This is a genomic window from Nonomuraea sp. NPDC050383 (genome assembly GCF_044459125.1).
GTDB lineage: Bacteria > Actinomycetota > Actinomycetes > Streptosporangiales > Streptosporangiaceae > Nonomuraea.
This window is the reverse complement of sequence record NZ_JBITIP010000006.1, coordinates 397,871-418,836: the sequence shown is the minus strand read 5'-3', so window position 1 is coordinate 418,836 and position 20,966 is coordinate 397,871. Positions and strand designations below refer to the sequence as shown.

16 protein-coding genes are annotated in these 20,966 nt (G+C 71.8%); 6 read left to right on the top strand and 10 right to left on the bottom strand.

Going from position 1 to position 20,966, the window contains the following annotated elements; translation table 11 throughout:
* Positions 1-96: 96 nt before the first annotated feature.
* Positions 97-978 carry an LLM class flavin-dependent oxidoreductase gene (locus tag ACIBG4_RS18595; RefSeq protein ID WP_397202789.1) on the bottom strand — a complete coding sequence of 294 codons (882 nt, stop codon included), beginning with the start codon at positions 976-978 and terminating at the stop codon, positions 97-99.
* Between the two features lie 47 nt (positions 979-1,025).
* Here ACIBG4_RS18595 and ACIBG4_RS18590 point away from each other — a divergent pair, with 47 nt between their 5' ends.
* Positions 1,026-1,436, top strand: coding sequence for a MarR family winged helix-turn-helix transcriptional regulator (locus ACIBG4_RS18590; protein ID WP_397202788.1), 411 nt, complete (start codon positions 1,026-1,028; stop codon positions 1,434-1,436).
* A gap of 20 nt (positions 1,437-1,456) precedes the next feature.
* On the opposite strand, the gene ACIBG4_RS18585 is transcribed toward ACIBG4_RS18590, so the two are convergent.
* Positions 1,457-2,155, bottom strand: a complete 699-nt coding sequence (locus tag ACIBG4_RS18585; RefSeq protein WP_310711236.1) for a M50 family metallopeptidase — start codon at positions 2,153-2,155, stop codon at positions 1,457-1,459.
* A gap of 258 nt (positions 2,156-2,413) precedes the next feature.
* Between ACIBG4_RS18585 and ACIBG4_RS18580 the strand changes: the two genes are divergently transcribed.
* Complete coding sequence (locus tag ACIBG4_RS18580) at positions 2,414-3,523, top strand: magnesium and cobalt transport protein CorA (RefSeq protein WP_310711235.1); 1,110 nt, start codon at positions 2,414-2,416, stop codon at positions 3,521-3,523.
* 16 nt (positions 3,524-3,539) lie between these two features.
* On the opposite strand, the gene ACIBG4_RS18575 is transcribed toward ACIBG4_RS18580, so the two are convergent.
* The 3 genes from ACIBG4_RS18575 to ACIBG4_RS18565 all read right to left on the bottom strand — a co-directional run bounded on the left by ACIBG4_RS18575 (position 3,540) and on the right by ACIBG4_RS18565 (position 7,374).
* Entirely contained in the window at positions 3,540-4,535 is a 996-nt protein-coding gene (locus ACIBG4_RS18575; RefSeq protein WP_397202787.1) for a hypothetical protein, read from the bottom strand.
* Positions 4,528-5,184: an RNA polymerase sigma factor gene (locus tag ACIBG4_RS18570; RefSeq protein ID WP_397202786.1), complete on the bottom strand. Its 657-nt coding sequence runs from the start codon at positions 5,182-5,184 to the stop codon at positions 4,528-4,530. The genes ACIBG4_RS18575 and ACIBG4_RS18570 overlap by 8 nt, the downstream gene beginning before the upstream one ends.
* Positions 5,185-5,373: 189 nt before the next feature.
* Positions 5,374-7,374 carry a glycoside hydrolase family 6 protein gene (locus tag ACIBG4_RS18565; RefSeq protein ID WP_397202785.1) on the bottom strand — a complete coding sequence of 667 codons (2,001 nt, stop codon included), beginning with the start codon at positions 7,372-7,374 and terminating at the stop codon, positions 5,374-5,376.
* A gap of 285 nt (positions 7,375-7,659) precedes the next feature.
* Between ACIBG4_RS18565 and ACIBG4_RS18560 the strand changes: the two genes are divergently transcribed.
* Positions 7,660-10,341 carry a glycoside hydrolase family 48 protein gene (locus tag ACIBG4_RS18560; protein ID WP_397202784.1) on the top strand — a complete coding sequence of 894 codons (2,682 nt, stop codon included), beginning with the start codon at positions 7,660-7,662 and terminating at the stop codon, positions 10,339-10,341.
* Positions 10,342-10,348: 7 nt separating this feature from the next.
* Positions 10,349-11,947 (top strand): cellulase family glycosylhydrolase, encoded by a 1,599-nt coding sequence (locus tag ACIBG4_RS18555; protein WP_397202782.1) that lies wholly within the window; start codon positions 10,349-10,351, stop codon positions 11,945-11,947.
* Between the two features lie 9 nt (positions 11,948-11,956).
* Here the strand turns inward: ACIBG4_RS18555 and ACIBG4_RS18550 are convergent, their stop codons facing one another.
* From ACIBG4_RS18550 to ACIBG4_RS18540, 3 genes are all read right to left on the bottom strand, one after another.
* Complete coding sequence (locus ACIBG4_RS18550) at positions 11,957-13,261, bottom strand: protein kinase (protein WP_397202781.1); 1,305 nt, start codon at positions 13,259-13,261, stop codon at positions 11,957-11,959.
* Positions 13,248-14,231: a LacI family DNA-binding transcriptional regulator gene (locus ACIBG4_RS18545; protein WP_397202780.1), complete on the bottom strand. Its 984-nt coding sequence runs from the start codon at positions 14,229-14,231 to the stop codon at positions 13,248-13,250. Before ACIBG4_RS18545 ends, ACIBG4_RS18550 begins: the two co-directional genes overlap by 14 nt.
* A 131-nt stretch (positions 14,232-14,362) precedes the next feature.
* Positions 14,363-16,582: a thiamine pyrophosphate-dependent enzyme gene (locus tag ACIBG4_RS18540; RefSeq protein WP_397202779.1), complete on the bottom strand. Its 2,220-nt coding sequence runs from the start codon at positions 16,580-16,582 to the stop codon at positions 14,363-14,365.
* A gap of 196 nt (positions 16,583-16,778) precedes the next feature.
* Here ACIBG4_RS18540 and ACIBG4_RS18535 point away from each other — a divergent pair, with 196 nt between their 5' ends.
* Positions 16,779-18,149, top strand: coding sequence for a hypothetical protein (locus ACIBG4_RS18535; RefSeq protein WP_397202778.1), 1,371 nt, complete (start codon positions 16,779-16,781; stop codon positions 18,147-18,149).
* Positions 18,150-18,206: 57 nt separating this feature from the next.
* Here ACIBG4_RS18535 and ACIBG4_RS18530 read toward each other — a convergent pair whose 3' ends face one another.
* Together ACIBG4_RS18530 and ACIBG4_RS18525 are read right to left on the bottom strand one after the other, a co-directional pair.
* Entirely contained in the window at positions 18,207-18,572 is a 366-nt protein-coding gene (locus ACIBG4_RS18530) for a hypothetical protein (RefSeq protein WP_397202777.1), read from the bottom strand.
* Positions 18,573-18,726: 154 nt separating this feature from the next.
* Positions 18,727-19,332 carry a TetR/AcrR family transcriptional regulator gene (locus ACIBG4_RS18525; RefSeq protein ID WP_397202776.1) on the bottom strand — a complete coding sequence of 202 codons (606 nt, stop codon included), beginning with the start codon at positions 19,330-19,332 and terminating at the stop codon, positions 18,727-18,729.
* A gap of 64 nt (positions 19,333-19,396) precedes the next feature.
* On the opposite strand from ACIBG4_RS18525, the gene ACIBG4_RS18520 reads away from it, so the two are divergent.
* Positions 19,397-20,965, top strand: coding sequence for a carboxyl transferase domain-containing protein (locus ACIBG4_RS18520; RefSeq protein ID WP_397202775.1), 1,569 nt, complete (start codon positions 19,397-19,399; stop codon positions 20,963-20,965).
* Position 20,966 lies beyond the last annotated feature (1 nt).

Here is a 20,966-nt window from a genome sequence, read left to right as displayed (position 1 = left end):
CGCCACCCGCTACGACAAGCTCGCCGTTCACTACCAGGCAAGTGTCACCATCGTCTGCCTGTTGCTATGGCTCACATGAGATCCACAAAACAGGCTCTAGGAGGCGGCCGGGGTGATGATCTCGTCCACGACCCACCGCGCGACGCCCTCAGGGAAGGGCGGCCGGAGGTTGAGCACGACGTGGGTCACCCCGATCGCCGCCAGCTCCTTGACGGCCGCGCGGGTGGCTCCCGGGTCGTCGTACGAGACCATGACCTGGGTGGACCGGGTCAGCGTCGCGGGGTCTCGCCCGAGGGCGGCGCACCGCTCGTCGAGCGCCCGGGAGCGTTCGGCGATGAAGTCGAGGGAGTTGTGCGGCGGGCCGGGCACGTTCCAGATGTCGGCGTGCTCGGCGACCACGCCGAGGGTCCTGTCGCCCCAGCCGCCGATGAGGAGCGGCGGCCGGCGGGCCGGCTTGGGCTCGCACACCACGTCGCGCAACCGGTAGTGCCGGCCGTCGAAGTCGAACCGGTCCTCGGTCCACATGCGCTTGATGATCTGGCACGACTCGGCGAGCCTGGCCACGCCCTCTCCGGGGGTGGCGATGGTGAGCCCGTACGCGTTGTACTCCCTGGGCACGAGGGTGTCGCCGGGCTGATGGGTGCCTCCCACACCGAGTCCGAGGACGAGCCGCCCGGGCGCGACGGCGTCGACGGTCGCCGCCATCTTGGCCAGCAGGGCGGGCGACCTGGTGAGGTTGCTGGTCACCAGGTGGCCGAAGGCGAGGCGCTCGGTGCGGGCGGCGAGCGCGGCCAGGATGGTCCAGCCCTCGTGGATCGGGGTGTCCACCGGCCCGAAGAGCGGCAGGAGGTGGTCCCACAGCCAGGCGTGCTCGATGGCGGGCAGCTCGTCCGCCTCCTGCCAGACGCGCAGCAGGTCGGGGTACGTGACGCCGACGGGGATGGTCTTGATGCCGAAGCTCAGCAATGTCAGCTCCACTGATCGTCAGTAAGACTGATGATTAGGCTAGTGCGAGAATGACCCCTGTGTCGAGACGCCGCCTGGGTTACCTGTTCAAGCACGCGCAGTCGCGGCTGGCCAGGCTCACCGGGCCGGCGCTGGAGCCGCTGGGCGTGGACACGCGCGAGCTGGCCGTGCTGACCGTGCTGGACGCGCGGACGCCGATGTCGCAGCAGCAGGCCGCCCAGGCCCTGCGCATCGACCGCACCACGATGGTCGCCATGATCGACGCGCTGGAGGGCAAGGGCCTCGTGGCGCGCAGGCCGCACCCCGACGACCGGCGCAAGAACGCGGTCGAGCTCACCGCCCACGGCCGCGACGTGCTCAGGGACGGCTCGGCGGCGATCGACGAGGCCGAGCGCGTGTTCCTGGCGCCGCTGTCAGAGGACGAGCGGCGCCTGGTCCGCGTCGCCCTGGACCGGCTGGCCTCCGGCTGACGAAGGCCCGGCCGGGCCGGTCAGAGGGGATTCATCAGGTACGCGCCGGCCACCACCGACGCGCACGCCACCACCAGGAAGAAGAACACGTAGAAGCCGCCCGGCAGGATCGTCAGCCGGGCGAGCTGGTCGGCGTCGGAGTCGCGGGCCTGCCGCAGCCGCCGCTTGCGCTGTAACTCGACGATCGGCCGCACCCCGCCGAACAGCAGGAACCACACGGCCGCCATGGCCACGGCCTGCTGCACCTGGTTCGGCGCGTACATCGACAGGGCGAACACCGCCCCGCCCGTCGCCAGCAGGATCAGCGCGCCGTAGAGGTTGCGGATCAGCAGCAGCATGCAGACGAGGAAGAGCAGCACGCTCCAGATCAGCAGCGTGATGCGCCCCTGCTCGGTCAGCCACGCCGCCGCCAGCCCGAGCAGCGACGGCGCGAGGTAGCCGGCGAGCGCGGTCAGCACCATGCCGGGGCCGTTGGGGCGGCCCCGGGTCAGCGTCACGCCCGAGGTGTCGGAGTGCAGCCGGATGCCCTCGAGCTTGCGCCGGGTGAGCAGTGCCATCAGCGCGTGGCCCCCTTCGTGCGCGATCGTGATCAGACCCCGGCTCAGCTGCCAGGGGGTCCTGAACGACACGATCGCGAGCGCCGCCAGAGCGGTGGCCGGCACGACCCAGGGGGCGGGGTCGGGTTGTGCCTTGATGAGGTGGGCCCAGAGCTCGTTCATCGAGACAAGACCCTATCCGGGTCGGGCCCCTCGCGTGCGGCCCGCTTGACGGCCGTCCGGCTGGGCAGGTGACGAGTGCCGGCGGTTCCGTGTGGAGGCGCGTTCGCGCGCTGGTCACGGGCCGTTCGCCGGGACGACGTAGCGGACGTGATCTGATAAAAAAGTGAAGGATCGGCTGGATATATGGCACGACACCACCCGGGACCGTCGGAGACGGTCACCCGATCGGCCGGCGGGAAGAGGAACGGCGTGGCACGGATGAGGAGCTTCAGGCGCGGCGAGGCGGCCCGCCAGGACGCGCCCGAGCACGAGATGGACCCGCGCGCCGCCGACGAGCCGCCGTACCGGCCGACCGTCATCGACAACGCCGTCTACCAGGACGGCCAGCGCGTGGACAACCCCGGCTCCATGGCCGACGCCTTCGAGCGGCTGAACAAGACGCCGGACAGCCTCGCCTGGATCGGCCTCTACCGGCCCAAGGAGTGGGAGCTGGTCAAGCTCGCCGAGGAGTTCGAGCTGCACGAGCTGGCGCTGGAGGACGCCATCGTCGGCTCCCAGCGGCCCAAGGCCGACCGCTACGGCGACACGCTCTTCGTGGTGCTGCGCGCCGCCCGCTACCTCGACGACGTCGAGGAGGTCGCGTTCGGCGAGCTGCACGTCTTCGTCGGCCCCAACTTCGTCATCACCGTACGGCACGCCGAGGCGCCCGACCTCCAGGGCGTGCGCAAGCGCATGGAATCGGACCCCGACCTGCTCCGCCAGGGACCCCAGGCGGTCCTGTACGCCATCCTCGACGCCGTCGTCGACGGCTACGCGCCGGTCGTCGCCGGACTGCAGAAGGACCTGGAGGAGATCGAGGGGCAGGTGTTCAGCGGCGACCCGTCGGTCTCGCGGCGCGTGTACGAGCTGTCCGGCGAGGTCATCGAGTTCCAGCGGGCCACCGCGCCGCTGGTGCGGATGATCGACGGCTTCATCGCCGGGGCCGCCAAGTACGGGGTCAACGAGGAGCTCCAGAGCTACCTGCGCGACGTGGCCGACCACGCCATCACGGTCAACGAGCGGGTCGCCGCCTTCCGCCAGATGCTCCAGGACATCCTCGTGATCAACTCCACGCTCGTCACCCAGGCGCAGAACGCGGAGATGGCCAAGATGACCGAGTCGAGCATCCGGCAGGGCGAGGAGGTCAAGAAGATCTCCGCCTGGGCGGCCATCCTGTTCGCGCCCACGCTGGTCGGCACCATCTACGGCATGAACTTCGACGTCATGCCGGAGACCCACTGGGTGCTCGGCTACCCGTTCGCGATCGTGCTCATGGGCGTGGTGTGCGTGACCCTCTACCTCGTCTTCAAACGGCGCGACTGGCTCTAGCGGGCGGCGGCGCCGGTCACGGCGGGCCCTCGTCGGTCCAGCCGGCCGTGAGGACGACCTCGTCACGGTCCGCCGGGGAGTCCCGCCCGGTGCCGTCCGCGCTGTCGCTGCTGGACAGCACCTGCGAGCTGACCGGGTCGACGACCAGCGTCCGCCGCACCCCCGTGGCGGCGTCCGGCGTGAACGCGAACGCCTCACCCGGCCGCCCCTTGGGGTCGGTGGCACGGCCCAGGTAGCGGACGTTCGGCAGCTCGGCGAGCAGCCGGTAGGCGGCGGCCCGTACGGCGGGCGGCGACGGCTTGCTCCACAGCAGCCCGCTCACCGCGTCGGCCAGCACACCGTCGCCGGAGCCGGGCGGCAGCAGCGCCGCGACCCGCCGCTTGAGCGCGTCCGTCCCGGCGGGCAGCCGCTCGATCTCCGTGAGCGACAGAGCCCGGCCCGCCATGGTGAACGGCCTGGCGACCTGCTTCACCCCGGTGCCGGGGGCCGTTCCCTCCGCGTGCTCGGCGATCCAGGCGCGTCCGTCGCGGGCCACCCACAGGGTCGTGACCTTGGCGCCGCTCTGCCGGGAGACGCGCCAGTACGCGCCCCGCGGCGGGGGCTCCGAGGCCGCCGTGGCCGCCGCCGCCAGCAGCACCGCCCTCCCCTGGACCGTCGAGGTGCCCTCTGCCGAGCCCCGCGCCGTCCCGTCCAACGCCGTCCCGTCCAGCGCCGTCGCCGTGCTCTGCGCGGGTCCGGCCGGGATGCCCGCGCCACCGGCGAGGCCGTACGCGAACAGCACGGCGGCCAGCGTCGCCACCGCGCCCGCCAGCGGCGCCGCCCACAACCCGCGCCGGCCCGGCCCTCGCCCGCGCGCCCGTCCCGCCGGCCGGGGGGCCCACGGCGCCCGCCCCCGCGCGGGGCGCCGTTCCTCCGGCCGTTCCTCCCACCGGGCCCGCACCCGGGCCCTGACCTCCGGGTCCGGCCGCGGCGGCTCGCCGTACAGGTCGCGGACCAGCTCCAGCTCATCCACGGCCGGCCTCCTCCAGCTCCAGCATCGGGTTGCTGCCGCCGAGCGCCTCGCGCAGCTTGCGCCGGGCCCGGCTCAGCCGTGAGCCCACCGTCCCGTACGGGATGCCGAGGGCCGTGGCGATCTCCTCGTGGCTCAGCCCGGCCAGCGCCACGAGGAGCACCACGTCGCGGTCACGCGAGGCGAGCCCGGCCAGGGCCGCCGCCAGCTCCGGCCGCAGGCTCTGCGCGCTCACCCGCGCGCTCACCCGCTCCTCGTGCCCCGGCGCGCTCTCCGCTTCGGACCCGTAGCGGCCCAGCGCCCGCAGCGCCCGCGCCTCCTGACGGCGGTGCCGGCCGACGAGCCGGGTGGCGATGCCGTACAGCCAGGCGCGCGCCGTGGCGCGCGCCGGGTCGTACTGGGCGCGCTTGCGGAAGGCGATGAGGAACGCGTCCGAGACGACGTCCTCGGCGTGGTCCGGACCGAGCCGCTGCGCGACGTACGCGTGGATCTCGCCGAAGCACGCGTCGAACACCGCCGCGAACGCCTCGGCGTCATCGAGCCGCCCGGAGTCCAGCCGCCCGGAGTCCAGCCGACCGGAGTCAGGCAGCCCGGATTCAGGCCGACCGGATTCAGGCCGCCCCGAGTCAGGCCGCGCATCTGGCCACGGCAACGCCGTCACGATGCTTCCCCCGTCATCTGCCACCCTCCGGACGCGATCTGCGGACATCTCTTATCGCCCGATCCGCCCGATCACTTTCACGCCCGGGGAACACGTCTCGGAAAGGGTACGGCCCCGGCCCGCCGACGGGAGCGGGACCGGGGCCGTACCAGACCTACGGGAAGGTCTTAGCGGGAAGGGTTACAGCGGCGGGTTCGCGTTCTGCAGCAGCTGCCGGAACTGGGCGGAGAACCAGTGGCCGGACAGCGGCGCGTTGGGCAGCGCCCCCGTCAGGTTGTTGCCGTTGCGGTCGTTGCCGGTGTACGTGGGGTCGCACATCCGGTCGAAGCCCTTGCCCTCGTCGTTGCTGATCGCGGTGCTGGAGCCGTCGGACTCACCCGGAGGCTTGATCCACACGTACGCGTCGAGGCCGGCCGCCGGGTTGGGGCGCGGACGCTCGCCGAGGCCGGCGCCGCTCTGGTTGCACCAGTTGCCGGCGTGGATGCGCCGGTCGACGCGCGACTGGTTGACGAACTCGTCCACGTTCGTGGAGGTGCTCGGACCGGTCGGCCGGGCGGAGCCGCCCCAGCCGTTGCGGGAGGTGTCGATCAGCATGCCGATCGTCGACGGGAAGCCCTTCGACACCAGCGCGTTACGGAACGCCTGGGCGAAGGTCAGCTCGTCCACGTAGTCGTTCCAGTCCAGCCACTTCGACTGGCGCACGGACGTGCCGTTCACGGTGGTGCCCACCGTGAAGTACGGCTCGGTCAGGGCGGAGTAGTTGGCGGTGTTGGTGATGAAGCCGTCCACGCTGGCGTAGCCGGCCGTGGTGCCGCGGGCGGTGGAGGCCATGAGGTCCGCGGTCGGGCCGAAGTTGCTGGACCAGCCGATCCAGCCGTGGTGGGCGGCGTCGAGGTAGGTGTAGACGTTCGGGATGGCGTGCAGCTTGTTCAGCGCGTACTGGATGCCCTGCACGTACGCGCCGGACGACTGCGCCTCGGCGCACTTGGCCAGGTTGGTGTTGGTGATCAGGTTGGGCAGCGAGTCGATCTCGACGACGGTCACGATCCGCAGGGCCGCGTACTTCGGGTCCGACATGATCTCGGCGATCGGGTCGATGTACTCGGTCTTGTAGCGGGCCAGGCCGTTCTGCGAGACGAGCAGCTCGCCGTTGGAGGCCAGCGCGGAGCAGTCACGGTTGGGCAGGTTGTAGATGACGAACTGGATGGTCAGCGGCGCGCTGCCGTTGGCCGCGTCCTGGGTGAGGGCGGCGTCGAGGTGGGCGCGCACACCCTTGGCGCCGCCGGTGCCGGCGATGGCCGCGATGCGGTCGATCCACACTCCGGTCGAGATGTTGGCGACCGCCGAGCCGCCGGGCTCCGCCGCGGCCTTGGCCGACCAGTCGGCGTTGACGTAGCCGGTGGCCCCGGCGTACGGGTTGTCGACGTGGCCGGTGCCGCCGCCGGTGTCGTTGTCGGTCTCGGTCGCGGTGACGGTCACGCTGGTCAGGCCGCTGGAGGCGACGGTGATGGGCCGCGTGCCGTTGGTGGTGTCGCTGTCCTCGGCGGCCGAGACGGTGACGTTCTGCGGGGTGTTCCAGTTGGCCGAGGTGAAGGTCAGGGTGGCGCCGCCCGTGACGGTGAGGTTGCTGTCACCGGTGCCCGCCGTGGAGGTGACGGTCACGTTCGCCGACGGCTGCGTGGCCAGGCGTACGGCGTAGGTGGCGCTGGAGCCCTCGGGCACGCTCAGGGCGGTCGGGGTCACCTGGAGCGCCTGCTGGCCCGGGTCCGGTCCGGGGCCGCTGCCGCCACAGGTCACGCCGTTGATGGCGAAGGTGGTGGGGTTGGTGTTGGTGCCGCTGTAGGAGCCGTTGAAGCCGATCGTCCACTGCGCCCCGGAGGCCTGGCTGCCGTTGTAGCTGAGGCTCGACGCGGTGACGTTCTGGCCGGACTGGCTCCAGTTCGCCTGCCAGCCCTGCGACACCTGCTGGTTGCCGGCATAGGCGTAGGTCAGCCGCCAGGAGCTGAGGGCTTCACCCGTGTTCGTGATGGTGATGTTGGCGCCGAAGCCGCTGCCGCTGTCCCAGGTCTTCGCGTACGTGACCGAGCAGGCGACGGCGGCCTGCGCCGGTGCTGCCGACATCAGCGCCGTGGCGAGCCCTGTCAACAGGGCGCACACCGCGACGAGAAGGCGGTTTCTCATGTGGGGGGTCCTCTCAGAAGGTGGGAGCGCTCCCATCCATAGCCCGGATTCACATCCGTGTACAGATTCCGGTGAGACGGCGCCCCGAACCCGCACCAGAGCCGTGAAACTTTCATCCCGGCCCGTCACCCCGCAGGCCGCGCGGTGAAACTTTCAGGGTCACGCCCGTCCCGACCTGGAAACCGCCGCCCTCTCGCGGGCCTCTCCTGGGCGGCGCATCGGCGCGCGCTTAACATCCGCGTAACCCCAGCGTGTTGGGAGCGCTCCCATTCCGAGAGGACTTTCATGAGACATCGTCTCCTCGCCGCGCTCGCCGTCCTCGTCCTGTCCGTCTCCACGGCGCTGGCCGGCGCGGGCACCGCCATGGCCGCGGTGGCCTGCTCGGTCACGTACGTGAAGTCGTGGGACAGCGGCGGCGGCTTCGGCGCCAACGTCACCATCACCAACACCGGCGATCCGCTGACCTCCTGGCGGCTGACCTACACCTGGCCGGGCAGCCAGCAGGTCACCCAGGGCTGGCAGGCCAACTGGAGCCAGTCCGGCCAGAACGTCACCGCCACCAGTCTCAGCTACAACGGCAGCCAGGCCACCGGCGCCCAGTGGACCATCGGCTTCAACGGCTCCTACAGCGGCACCAACACCAACCCCACCACCTTCGCCATCAACGGCGTGACCTGCGGCGGCAGCGGCCCCGGCCCCGACCCCGGGCAGCAGGCCATCCAGGTCAGCCCGGCGGCGGTGATCGTCCCCGAGGGCTCCAGCGCCACCTACGGTGTCCGCCTGGCTACGCAGCCCTCCGCCAACGTGACCGTCACCTCCACCGCCGGCAGCGGTGACGCCGACCTCACCGTCACCTCCGGCGCGAGCCTGACCTTCACCTCCGCCAACTGGAACACGGTCCAGAACGTCACCGTGTCGGCCGCCCAGGACAGCGACACCACCAACGGCACGCGGCCCATCACCGTCGCCTCGACCGGCCTGACCAGCGTCGCGGTCACCGCCACCGAGGCCGACGACGACGCGCCGCAGAGCAACTCGTACCTGACCGAGTTCACCAACCAGTACAACAAGCTCAAGGACCCCGCCAACGGCTACTTCTCGCCCGAGGGCATCCCGTACCACTCCGTCGAGACCCTCATCGTCGAGGCCCCCGACCAGGGCCACGAGACGACGTCCGAGGCGTTCAGCTTCTGGCTCTGGCTGGAGGCGCAGTACGGCAGGGTCACCGGCAACTGGGCGCCGTTCAACAACGCCTGGAACGTGATGGAGCAGTACATCATCCCGTCGGCCGCGGGCCAGCCGGGCGGCTCCTCCACCTACAACCCGAGCGACCCCGCCGACTACGCGCCCGAGAAGCCGCAGCCCAGCGGCTACCCGGTGGCGCTGGACACCGGCGTCGTCGCCGGCCAGGACCCGCTCGCCAACGAGCTGCAGAGCACGTACGGCAACCGCAACATCTACGGCATGCACTGGCTGCTCGACGTGGACGACGTCTACGGCTACGGCACCGGCCGCGGCGCCAGCCTCAGCGAGTGCGGCGACAACACCAAGCGCGTCACCTACATCAACACCTTCCAGCGCGGCCCGCAGGAGTCGGCCTGGGAGACCGTCGCGCACCCGTCGTGCGAGACCGGCCGCTACGGCAAGTCCGGCGCCGGCTACCCGCCGCTGTTCATCCAGGGCGGCGGCGCCAACCAGTGGCGCTACACCAACGCCCCCGACGCCGACGCCCGCGCCGTGCAGGCCGCGTACTGGGCGCTGACCTGGGCCACCGCGCAGGGCAAGCAGTCGCAGCTGTCCACCACCCTGTCCAAGGCCGCCAAGATGGGCGACTTCCTCCGCTACTCCTTCTACGACAAGTACTTCAAGAACCCCGGCTGCACCTCGCCCTCCTGCACGCCGGGTACCGGCAAGAGCAGCTCCTCGTACCTGCTGACCTGGTACTACGCGTGGGGCGGCGACAACGGCGGCGCCTGGGCGTGGCGGGTCGGCTCCAGCTCCTGGCACCAGGGCTACCAGAACCCGCTGGCCGCCTGGGTCCTGTCGCCCGCCGGCCCCGCCTCGCTGCGCCCGCAGTCGCCGACGGCCGCCTCCGACTGGCAGACCAGCCTGAACCGGCAGCTCGACTCCTACCTGTGGCTCCAGTCAGCCGAGGGCGGCATCGCCGGCGGCGCGACCAACAGCTGGAACGGGTCCTACGCGGCGCCGCCCGCCGGCACGCCGACCTTCTACGGCTGGGCCTACGACCAGCAGCCCGTCTACCACGACCCGCCGAGCAACCGGTGGTTCGGCTTCCAGGCGTGGTCGCTGGAGCGGGTGGCCGAGTACTACTACGTCACCGGTGACGCCAAGGCCAAGTCCATCCTCGACAAGTGGGTGCCGTGGGCGCTGGCCAACACCACGTTCGGCGCCGGCGGCAACTACCGCATCCCCAACGACATGACGTGGACCGGCGCCCCCGCTGCCAGCTACAGCGGCGGCGGCGTCCCCGGCCCCAACCCCGGCCTGCACGTCACCGTGGTCAACACCACCAACGACGTCGGCGTGGCCGCCGCCTACGCCCGCACCCTCGCCTGGTACGCCGCCAAGTCCGGCAGCGCCACCGCCAAGGCCGGGGCCAAGAACCTCATCGACGGCATCCTCACCCACAAGGACGCCAAGGGCGCCGCGGTGAGCGAGACCCGCGAGGACTACAACCGCTTCGACGACCCGCACAACGACGCCACCAACACCGGCCTGTACATCCCGCCGGACTACACCGGCACCATGCCCAACGGTGACGTCATCAGCTCCGGCAAGACGTTCCTCGACATCCGCTCCTTCTACAAGCAGGACCCCGACTGGTCCAAGGTCCAGAGCTACCTGAACGGCGGCTCGGCGCCGTCCTTCACCTACCACCGCTTCTGGGCGCAGGCCGACATCGCCATGGCCGCGGCCGACTACGGCACCCTCTTCCCGAACGGATGACCGCTCCATGACCCGACCCATCACCACGAGCCTGATCGTGCTGCTCGCGCTGGTGGGCGCGATCCTGCTGATCCCGCGGCCGGCCTCTGCGGCGACCGGTCTGCGGGTCAGCGGGACCCGCGTCGTCGAGGCGAACGGCAGCGCGTTCGTGATGCGGGGCACCAGCCACGCGCACACCTGGTATCCCAACGAGACCGGCTCGTTCGCCGGCATCAAGGCGCACGGCGCCAACACCGTCCGCGTCGTGCTCAGCGGCGGCCGGTGGACCGCCAACTCGGCCGCCGACGTGGCCGATGTGATCTCCCTGTGCAAGCAGAACCGGCTGATCTGCGTGCTGGAGGACCACGACACCACCGGCTACGGCGAGCAGAGCGGCGCCTACACGCTCGACCAGGCCGTCACGTACTGGATCGGCCTGCGGAGCGTGCTGACCGGCCAGGAGAACCACGTCATCATCAACCTCGGCAACGAGCCGATCGGCAACAACGCCGTCACCCCCGGCTGGGCGCAGGCCACCTCGGCCGCGATCACCCGGATGCGCGACGCCGGGTTCCAGCACCTGCTCATGGTCGACGCCCCCGCCTGGGGCCAGGACTGGAAGGGGGAGATGCGCGACAACGCCGCGACCGTGCTCAACGCCGACCCGCAGAAGAACACGGTCTTCTCCGTGCACATGTACGGGGTCTACGACACGGCCGCCGAGATCAACGCCTACCTGGACGCCTTCCGGACCGCCGGCCTGCCGCTGGTGATCGGGGAGTTCGGGAACATGCACTCCGACGGCGACCCCGACGAGGACACCATCATGGCGCAGGCGCAGGCCCGGGGCATCGGCTACCTCGGATGGTCGTGGAGCGGCAACGGCGGCGGCGTGGAGTACCTCGACCAGGTCACCGCGTTCGACGCCACCCGCCTCACCGCGTGGGGTGAGCGGCTGTTCAACGGCGCCAACGGCATCCAGGCCACCGCCCGCGAGGCCACGATCTACGGCGGCTCCACGGACACGAGCCCGCCGACGGCGCCCGCGGGCCTCGCGGCGTCCGGCGTGACGTCGGCTCAGGCGGGGCTGTCGTGGTCGGCGTCCACGGACAACGTGGGCGTGACGGGTTACGACGTGCTGCGGGCCGGAGCCACCGGCTCGTTCGCGGTCGTCGGCACGTCCGCCACGACGTCGTTCACCGCCACGGGCCTGTCGCCGAGCACGACGTACCGCTTCCAGGTGCGGGCGCGTGACGCGGCCGGCAACACCTCGGCGGTGTCGAACACGGTGACGGTCGCCACCACCGGCGGATCGGGCGGGGGCGGCTGCACGGCCACCTACAGCCAGGTCGGCAGCTGGCAGGGCGGATTCCAGGGGCAGGTCGCCGTCGCCAACGGCGGCAGCACGCCCACCACCGGCTGGACGGTCACTCTTACCTTCGCCGACGGGCAGAAGATCACCCAGATCTGGAACGCCCGGACCGGCCAGACGGCGAGCCCGTACACGATCGCGAACGAGTCGCACAACGGCGCGATCGCGGCGGGCGGGACGGCCACGTTCGGGTTCCTGGGCAGCTGGAACGGCACCAACGCCGCTCCTGCCCTGTCCTGCTCCCGGACCCCCTGACCCGGCCCCCTAACGGAAGGCGGCGGCGATCTCGGCGAGCAGGGCGTCGAGGTCGCCGCGCAGGCCCGGCTCCACCGCTCCCTCCCGCAGCCGGTCGCCGAGCTTGCGCCGCACCTCCGCGACCCCGCCGCGCGAGGTGACGTGCGCCAGCGTCTGACGCAGGTCCAGCGCCACGTCAGGACGGATCCGCCCGGCCGCGGCCCCCGCGGCCAGCTCGTCGTGGAAGCGGTCCAGCGCGCGGGGGAGGGGGCGCGCCGCGAACGTGAACCGCGGCGACGAGGAGGCCAGCGGCAAGGAGGTGACCAGCGGCAAGGAGGTGACCAGGGGCGACGAGGAGACCAGGGGCGCCGCCGCTGGGAGGTCGGCGCGCGTCTCCTGGGGCTGTGGCTCGGCCACCGCCGAAGGTGGGCCGGACGGCACGCGGGTTTCCTGCTCGGCGGCCCGCGGTCCGAGCCACAGCACCGTCCCCGCGACCGGCGCCAGAGCCAGCACCGCCAGGCCGTACCTGAGCCTGCGGCGCGTCACCGAGCGGCGCAGCGCGGCCGTGAGCTGGTCGGCCACCTCGCCCGCCGTGGGCCGCCTCGCGGGCGACGGGTCGAGGCAGCGCCGGCACAGCAGCGCGAGCTCGCCGGGCACCCCTGCCGGGCGCGGGCACGGCCTGCTCCGGCGTGCCGTCTCCAGCTCCTCCCACGTCCGCTCCGGGTACGGCGGGGCGCCGGTGACCATCTCGAAGAACAGCACCCCGAGCGCGTACACGTCCACGGCCGGGTGGACGGGCGCGCCGGCCAGCCGCTCCGGCGAGACGTACGGCGGCGTGCCCCGCTGGTCGTCCGGGTCCCCGGCCGGGGCGGCGATGCCGAAGTCGAGCAGCTTCGGCCCGGAGCCGGTGAGCAGCACGTTCTCCGCGGACACGTCCCGGTGGACGATGCCCTGCCGGTGCGCCGACTCCAGCACCCGGGCGATCCGCGCCGCCGTGGCCGCCGCCTCCTGCCACGGCAGCGGCCCCGCCGACAGGCGCTCGGCCACGGGCACGCCGTCGAGCAGCCGCATCACCACGTACGCGGCGACCCGGCCCTGCGCCGTGACCGTCTCGCCGTAGTCGTAGATCTCGATCGCGTCCGGGTGCTCCAGCCGGGCGGTGGTCCTGGCCTCCCTGCGCGCCAGCTCCCGCTCGTCCTGGAGCACCTTCACCGCGACGAGCCGCTCCAGCGACGCGTCCCGCGCCCGCCACAACACCGACGTGCCGCCGAGGGCGATGCGCTCCAGCAGCACGTAACGACGGGCCAGGACGTCCCCCGGCTCATGCTGATTCACGGACGATCAGCTCCGCGGGCAGGATCGGGTTGACGGACACGGTCCCGGACAGCAGCAGCCGGATGGCGAGGATCGCCAGCTCCTCCACGGGCTGGCGCACCGTGGTCAGCGCCGGCACGGTGCGACGCGCCACGGGGGAGTCGTCGAACCCGATCACCGCGACGTCGTCCGGCACCCTGCGGCCGGCGCGGGCCAGCGCGTTGATCGCCCCGGCCGCCATCAGGTCCGACGCGGCGAACACCGCGTCCAGGCCGGGCGAGCGCCGCAGCAGCCACTGCATGGCGTGCGTGCCCGACGGCAGCCCGAAGTCGCCGTACGCCACCGGCACGTCGGTCGCCCCGGCCTGCCGGAGCGTCCCGACGAAGCCCTCCAGCCGGTCCTGCGCGGCCGGCAGGGTCGGCGGGCCGGCGATCACGCCGATCGAGCGGCGCCCGCTGAGCAACAGGTGCTCGGCCGCCTGCCGGGCGCCGTCGCGGTTGTCCACGTCGGCGTACGGGACCTTGACGTCGTCGGGCGGCCGTCCGATCCCGCGTACCGGGATGCCGGAGGTGGACAGCGTGATCGCCAGCGGATGCTCCTTGCGGGCGGCGATCAGCAGCACCCCGTCGGCCCCGGAGGCGAGCGTGGGCAGCATGCCCGGGTCGGCGGGCGGCACGGTCATCACCATCATCGGCAGGCCCAGCTCGGCCAGCGCGTCGCCGCCGGCCGACAGGAACCGCGCGTAGTACGGATCGGAGAACAGCCGGTGGAGATGGTCGCAGATCACCACCGCCACCCCGCCGGCCGCCCGGCGCGCCGGAGCGCCGCGGGGCGCCCGGTGGCGCACGTACCCCAGGCGTGACATCGCGTCGTAGACCTGACGGCGGGTCGACGTGCTGACCCTGACCGTGCCAGTCAATACGCGCGAAGCAGTGGCCTGGGAGACCCCGGCCTCGGCCGCTACCTGTGCGAGCGTGGGCAAATCGGTCACGGCGCACCTCGCCCAAGATCTATTGGGAGCGCTCCCTAAACTACCAGTGTTTCGAGCCTGTTAACAGATGCAGTCACGAGCCCGGTCAGGAAGTGAAGGTCGCCGCACCGGCCGTACGGGTGCGCCTGAGGTCATCCCAGCAGCTTGCGGGCCGCCTGCTCGATCTCCTCCTCCGACAGCAGCACGTGGTTCGCCGCGCCGCCGAGCGGGATGAAGCTGTCGGAGGACGTGACCCGGGCGATCTGCCCCGAGAAGCCGGCGTCCACCAGCTCGGCCACGATGCCCTCCGACACCGCGCCGGTGTGGCGGGTCTCGTCGGCGATGAGCACCCTGCCGGTCAGCTCCGCCGCCCGCAGCAGGTCCTCGACGGGCAGCGGCGCCAGCCAGCGCAGGTCGAGCACCCGGCAGCTGAAGCCCTCCTGGGTCAGCCGCACGGCGGCCCGCAGGCTCATCCGCACCCCGTTGCCGAAGGTCACGATCGTCAGGTCCCGCCCGTCGCCGTACGAGCGCGCCCGGCCGATCGGCACGTGCGTCTCGCTCCAGCGCGAGGGCGGCGTGTACGGCGCCAGCCAGCCGCCGTCGCCGTCCTCGAACAGGTCCTTGGTGTGGTAGAGCGCGATCGGCTCCAGGAACACGCACACCGACCCCTCGGTGCGGGCCGCCGCCAGGCAGGTGCGCAGCATGGCCGAGGCGTCGTCGGGCCGCGACGGCGAGGCGATGACCACCCCGGGGATGTCGCGCAGCGCCCCCACGGCGTTGTCGTTGTGGAAGTGGCCGCCGAACCCCTTCTGGTAGGCGTAGCCGGCCACCCGCACGACCAGCGGGTTGCGGTAGGCGCCCCTGGAGAAGAACGACAGCGTCGCGGCCTCGCCGCGGATCTGGTCGAGCGCGTTGTGCAGGTACGCCAGGTACTGGATCTCGGGCACCGGCAGCATCCGCGACACCCCCGACCCGAGCGCCAGCCCCAGGATGGCCTGCTCGTCGAGGTGGGTGTCGAACACGCGGCCCGGGCCGAACCGCTTCTGCAGGCCGCGGGTCACGCCGTAGACGCCGCCCTTCTTGGCGACGTCCTCCCCGAAGACCATCATCTCGGGGTGGACGGCCAGCGCGTCGGCCAGCGTCCGGTTGATCGACTGGCAGAGCGTCATCGGCTTCTCGCCCTCGGGCGGTGTGCCGGCGAAGGCCCGCTCCCTGACGGACGGCTCGGCGGCGACCGGGGCGATCTTGGCGATGAGCTCGGGGCGGCGCGGCGCGAGCGGAGCCATGATCTCCGCGGCCGAGCCCAGCCGGGGCGCGCGCGTGGTCTCCAGCGCGATGCGCAGCACGTGCTCGCGCGTCGACTCGTACTTCCTGAGCAGCTCCTCCGGCGTGACCAGGCCCGCCTCGACGAGCAGGCGGGCGCCCACGACCAGCGGGTCATGCTCCAGGTCGGCGCGCAACTCCCGCTGGGTACGGTACGCCGACTCGACGTCGGAGCCCGCGTGACCCATCAGCCGCACGGTCCTCAGGTGCAGGAAGGCGGGGGAGCGCTGGGTGCGCACGTGCTCGGCGGCCCGCACGGCGGCGTCGTGGGCCTTGACCAGGTCACAGCCGTCGGCGGAGAAGTACGCGATGCCGGGGCGCCGCGCCGCGGCCTCCACCCAGCCCTTCGGGGTGCGCACGCTGATGCCGATGCCGTTGTCCTCGCAGACGAACAGGATCGGCATCGCCTGCCCCTGGTGAGTGGCGTAGGCGGCGGTGTTGAAGCCGGTCAGCGCGGAGGCGTGGTTCATCGAGGCGTCGCCGAAGCTGCACACCGCGATCGCGTCCTCCGGCCAGGCCGTCCGCACGCCGAGCGCCCGGCCCCGCTCGATGGCGAAGGCCACGCCCACCGCGCGCGGCAGGTGACTGGCGATCGTCGAGGTCTGCGGGATGATCGCCAGGTCGGGATGGCCGAAGACCTTGTGCCGGCCGCCCGCGATCGGCTCCTCGGCGGCGGCGCACAGGCCCAGGAGGACGTCGCGCAGCCCCTGGTCGGGCAGCCGCCCGGCCTGCTCGGAGCGGGTGAGGTAGAAGGCCCCGGAGCGGTAGTGGAGCAGCGCCGGGTCGGTGGGCCGCAGGGCGGCGGCCACGGCCGCGTTGCCCTCGTGGCCGGCCGAGCCGATCGTGTAGAAGCCCTCGTCGCGCTCGCGCAGCCAGCGAGCGGCGATGTCGAGCAGCCGGCTGTCGAGCTGGCGATGGAACAGGGTCCTGGCCTGATCGCCGGTCAGCGAGCTGCCGTCGCGGATGGGGCGTGCCGGATCCCTGACCGGAGCCGCCGTCAACGCCGCCGCCGCCTGGATGAAGTGAGTCTCAACTGTGTCCCGCGCCACAAGCCCGATTATGTCCCCTGCCGCCGCCCGCGTCTGCTCGTCGGTGGCGGCATGTTCTGGACCGGTCCGATTGACGGTGATCTATGCGAGATTGTCAGATTTGTGAACACTGACGGGTTCCTGTGCGTCTACTGAGTGAAAACGTGGCACCCTCAATTGCCGCGTTGAACCATTGGGGTCTCTGGAAGGAACCCGCATGTTACAACGCATCCGTACGGCCGCCATCGTGCTCGCGATGGGAGCCGGGGGCCTGGTCATGGCCCCCGCCGCCTCGGCCGCCTCGGCCGCCTCGGCCACCGCGGCACCCGCGATCTCCAAGGTGAGCGTCAGCCCCGGGTCGCCGATCGTGGTCTTCGACAAGGCCGTCACGGCGACCTTCTCCTTCACCACCAAGGACGCCGGCTCCACCGAGCTTCAGCTCAAGCCGCCTGGCGTGAGCGCCGGCAGTCCGGTCACGCTCACGGCCAAGCCGTTCGGCCAGTGGACGAAGTGGACCGGCACCCGCGCGTTCGAGGCCAAGGACGCCGGCACGTGGAGCGTCCTGGCCCTGGCGCACGGCTCGGGCTCCTCGGGAGAGAAGTCCGTCACCGGGACGTTCGAGGTCCGCAAGGCGCTCGACACCAAGATCGTCGACTTCGACGCCGACCCCGACCAGGTCTCCCGCGGTGACGCGCTCAAGGTCTCCGGCACGCTCCTCGCCGACGGCAAGGGGTACGCCGGGCAGTCCGTCACCATCACCTTCCGCGAGCAGGGCACCGACGCCTACCGGCACGTCGCCGAGGCGACCACCGGCGCGGGCGGTGGCTTCGCCGCCCGCGTCGCCGCCGACGCCACCGGCTGGTGGCGGGCCGAGTTCGGCGGCAACGGCCAGGCCGCGGCCTCCGTCAGCGACACCGACCGGGTCGACGTGCGGGTCCGTGACCGCGGCACGGCGATCACCGGCTTCGACGCGACTCCCGAGCCCGTCGACAAGGGCGCCGTGCTCCGCTTCGACGGCTCGCTGCGCTCGGGCGGACACGGCCTGCCCGGGCAGCGGGTGGCCGTCCAGTTCAAGGCCCGCGGCTCCGACCGCTGGGAGTACGTCACCAGCGACGTGACCGGCCGCCACGGCCGCTTCGCGGCGTCGGCGACGGCCGCCGGGTCGGGCTGGTGGCGTGCCGTCTACCGGGGTACCAGGGGCTTCGACGGCTCGGCGAGCCAGGCCGACTGGGTGCGGGTCGTCCAGCCCACCCCGCCGCCGGTGGAGAAGGCCGACACGCGCGTCGTCGCGTTCAACGCCTATCCGGAGCCGGTCAAGCGCGGGAAGTACCTGAAGGTCAAGGGCCTGCTGCAGATCGACGACGAGGGCACCTGGGAGGGGTACGCGGGCAAGGTGGCGCTGTACTTCAAGCCCGCCCACTCGCGCTCCTGGCAGTACGTCAAGACCACGTGGTCCAGTGACAGCGGCAAGCTGTCGACCAAGGTCAAAGCGTGGAAGTCGGGCTCGTGGAAGCTCGTCTTCGCCGGCGACGACGACACATGGGGCGACACCGGCCGCGCGGACTACGTCCGCGTCGTGAAGCGGTAGCTCCCGCTCGCACAGCACGTGAGGCCCGGGGCGCTCCCCCCGGGCCTCACGTGTGTGTCAGACGTTCTCGGGTGCCTTCGCCCCCAGGCTCACGAGCATGGCCTTGATGTCGGACACGTCCGTCCTGAGGTGCGAGACGTCCCCTTCCACTCGTTCGAACCGCTGGTCGATCACCTTGAACTGCTGGTCGATCGCCTGGAACCCGCGCCTCATCTCGGCCTGGGTCTCGTCGATGCGCGTGTCGAGCTGGGTGTAGCGCTCATCGATCTTGTCGAGGATGTTGCGCGCCACCAGGTCCACGCGGTCGTGGACCTGCTCGAACCGTTCGGCGATGCTCATGTCCGGCACGCCACTGAACGTACGTGCCTCGAGGGCGTCGACCCTGCCCTTGAGGTGATCCACTTCCATACGCAGATCGAGCATTGGAGATTCCTTTCACGGAGGTGACGGAGTTGGTGTCGCTCCCTGCCTGCCGCTCACTCGAGGGAACACTACAGTGCGTCAGCTCTCCGTCGCACTCCGAATCCGAAAGTGTGTACTCCTTGGTGCGGCTGAAGTCGTACGAGATGCGGCGGTGTTAGCGGGCGTTAACGGCGGCGTCGATGGCGGCCCGGGCCATCGCGCGCAGCAGCGGGCGCATGTCGCGCGCCGGCAGCTCTCCCGCGCTGTGCGGGGTGGAGTTCAGGAGCCCGAAGACCGCGTGCGTGGCGGCGCGCAGCCGCGCGGCCGGGCAGGCCGGGTGCAGCTCGGCCAGCACCGTCACCCACTCCTCGACGTAGAGGCGCTGCAGCCGGCGGATCCGGCGCCGGTGCGGCTCCGGCACGTTGCCCAGCTCCCTGTCGTGCACGGTGATCAGCGCCGGCTGCTCCAGGGCGAAGGTGATCTGCACGTCGAGCAGCGCGTTCAGCGTCTCGGCGGAGGAGGCGGGTGTCGCGGCGGAGGTGACGACGGCGGCGGCCGACTCGCGCAGTCGGGAGCTGACGTCGAGCAGCAGCTCGGCCAGCAGGGCCTCCTTGCCCGCGAAGTGCCGGTAGAGCGCCGGGCCCGAGACGCCGACCGCGGCGCCGATGTCCTCGATGGACACGCCGTGGAAGCCGCGGGAGGCGAACAGCCGGGCGGCGGCGTCGAGGATCTCGGCGCGCCGGTTGCCGCGATTGCGGGTAGGGGTACGGGCGGTCGTCACGTCTCACATGCTAGACGGTTACGTTAACGGTGACTAACATCTCGAACAGGACGAGAGGGGAGTCATGAGCGACTGGCCCGTGTTGAGGTCGTCCGCCGATCCCGGCGGCGAGGACTTCAAGCGCAACGCCGAGCGCAACGAGGGGCTCGCCGCCGAGCTGCTCGAACGGCTCGCGATCGCGGCGCAGGGCGGCACCGAGCGGGCGCGCCGCCGTCACGTCGAGCGCGGCAAGCTGCTGCCGCGCGACCGGGTCGACGGCCTGCTCGACCCCGGCTCACGCTTCCTGGAGCTGTCGCCGCTCGCCGCCGCCGGTCTGTACGACGACCAGGCGCCCGCCGCCGGCATCATCACCGGCGTCGGCCGGATCTCCGGCCGGGAGTGCGTGGTCGTGGCCAACGACGCCACGGTCAAGGGCGGCACGTACTACCCGATCACCGTGAAGAAGCACCTGCGCGCGCAGGAGGTGGCGCTGCACAACCGCCTGCCCTGCGTCTACCTCGTCGACTCCGGCGGCGCGTTCCTGCCCAAGCAGGACGAGGTCTTCCCCGACCGCGAGCACTTCGGCCGCATCTTCTACAACCAGGCCACGATGTCCGCGCTCGGCATCCCGCAGATCGCGGCCGTCCTCGGCTCCTGCACGGCGGGCGGCGCGTACGTCCCCGCGATGAGCGACGAGGCCGTCATCGTCCGCGACCAGGGCACGATCTTCCTCGGCGGCCCGCCGCTGGTGAAGGCGGCCACCGGCGAGGAGGTCACGGCCGAGGAGCTCGGCGGCGGCGACCTGCACGCCCGTGTCAGCGGCGTCACCGACCACCTGGCCGCCGACGACGCCCACGCGCTGGCCATCGTCCGCGACATCGTCTCCACCCTGGCCCCCCGCGCGCCCCGGCCGTGGCCGGTCGCCGTGCCCGAGGAGCCCCGCCACGACCCGCGCGAGCTGTACGGCATCGTGCCCGGCGACACCCGGCAGCCGTACGACGTGCGCGAGGTCGTCGCCCGGATCGTGGACGGCTCGCGGTTCCTGGAGTTCAAGGCCGAGTACGGCCCGACGCTCGTCACCGGCTTCGCGCATCTCCACGGCCACCCCGTGGGGATCGTCGCCAACAACGGGATCCTGTTCAGCGAGTCGGCCATGAAGGGCGCCCACTTCATCCAGCTGTGCGACCAGCGCGGCATCCCGCTGGTGTTCCTGCAGAACATCAGCGGCTTCATGGTCGGCAAGGCGTACGAGGCGGGCGGCATCGCCAAGCACGGCGCCAAGATGGTCACCGCCGTCTCCTGCGCCCGGGTGCCGAAGTTCACCGTCGTCATCGGCGGCTCGTTCGGGGCGGGCAACTACGCGATGGCCGGGCGGGCGTACTCGCCCCGCTTCCTGTGGATGTGGCCCAACGCCCGCATCTCCGTCATGGGCGGGGAGCAGGCGGCCAACGTCCTGACCACGGTCGGCTCGGCCGACGCCGACGCCGTCCGCGCCCAGTACGAGCACCAGGGCAACCCGTACTACTCGACGGCCCGGCTGTGGGACGACGGCGTGATCGACCCCGTCGACACCCGCACCGTCCTCGGCCTGGCCCTGTCCGCGGCGGCCAACGCCCCGCTCGAACCCGTCCGCTACGGCGTCTTCCGGATGTGAC

What these genes read in the sequence shown, in the direction of transcription:
- ACIBG4_RS18560 (WP_397202784.1), top strand. Translation starts at nt 7,660, where the DNA reads ATGAGACATCGTCTCCTCGCCGCGCTCGCCGTCCTCGTCCTGTCCGTC.
- ACIBG4_RS18520 (WP_397202775.1), top strand. Translation starts at nt 19,397, where the DNA reads ATGAGCGACTGGCCCGTGTTGAGGTCGTCCGCCGATCCCGGCGGCGAG.
- ACIBG4_RS18555 (WP_397202782.1), top strand. Translation starts at nt 10,349, where the DNA reads ATGACCCGACCCATCACCACGAGCCTGATCGTGCTGCTCGCGCTGGTG.
- ACIBG4_RS18565 (WP_397202785.1), bottom strand. Translation starts at nt 7,374, where the DNA reads ATGAGAAACCGCCTTCTCGTCGCGGTGTGCGCCCTGTTGACAGGGCTC.
- ACIBG4_RS18530 (WP_397202777.1), bottom strand. Translation starts at nt 18,572, where the DNA reads ATGCTCGATCTGCGTATGGAAGTGGATCACCTCAAGGGCAGGGTCGAC.
- ACIBG4_RS18580 (WP_310711235.1), top strand. Translation starts at nt 2,414, where the DNA reads ATGAGGAGCTTCAGGCGCGGCGAGGCGGCCCGCCAGGACGCGCCCGAG.
- ACIBG4_RS18535 (WP_397202778.1), top strand. Translation starts at nt 16,779, where the DNA reads ATGTTACAACGCATCCGTACGGCCGCCATCGTGCTCGCGATGGGAGCC.
- ACIBG4_RS18585 (WP_310711236.1), bottom strand. Translation starts at nt 2,155, where the DNA reads ATGAACGAGCTCTGGGCCCACCTCATCAAGGCACAACCCGACCCCGCC.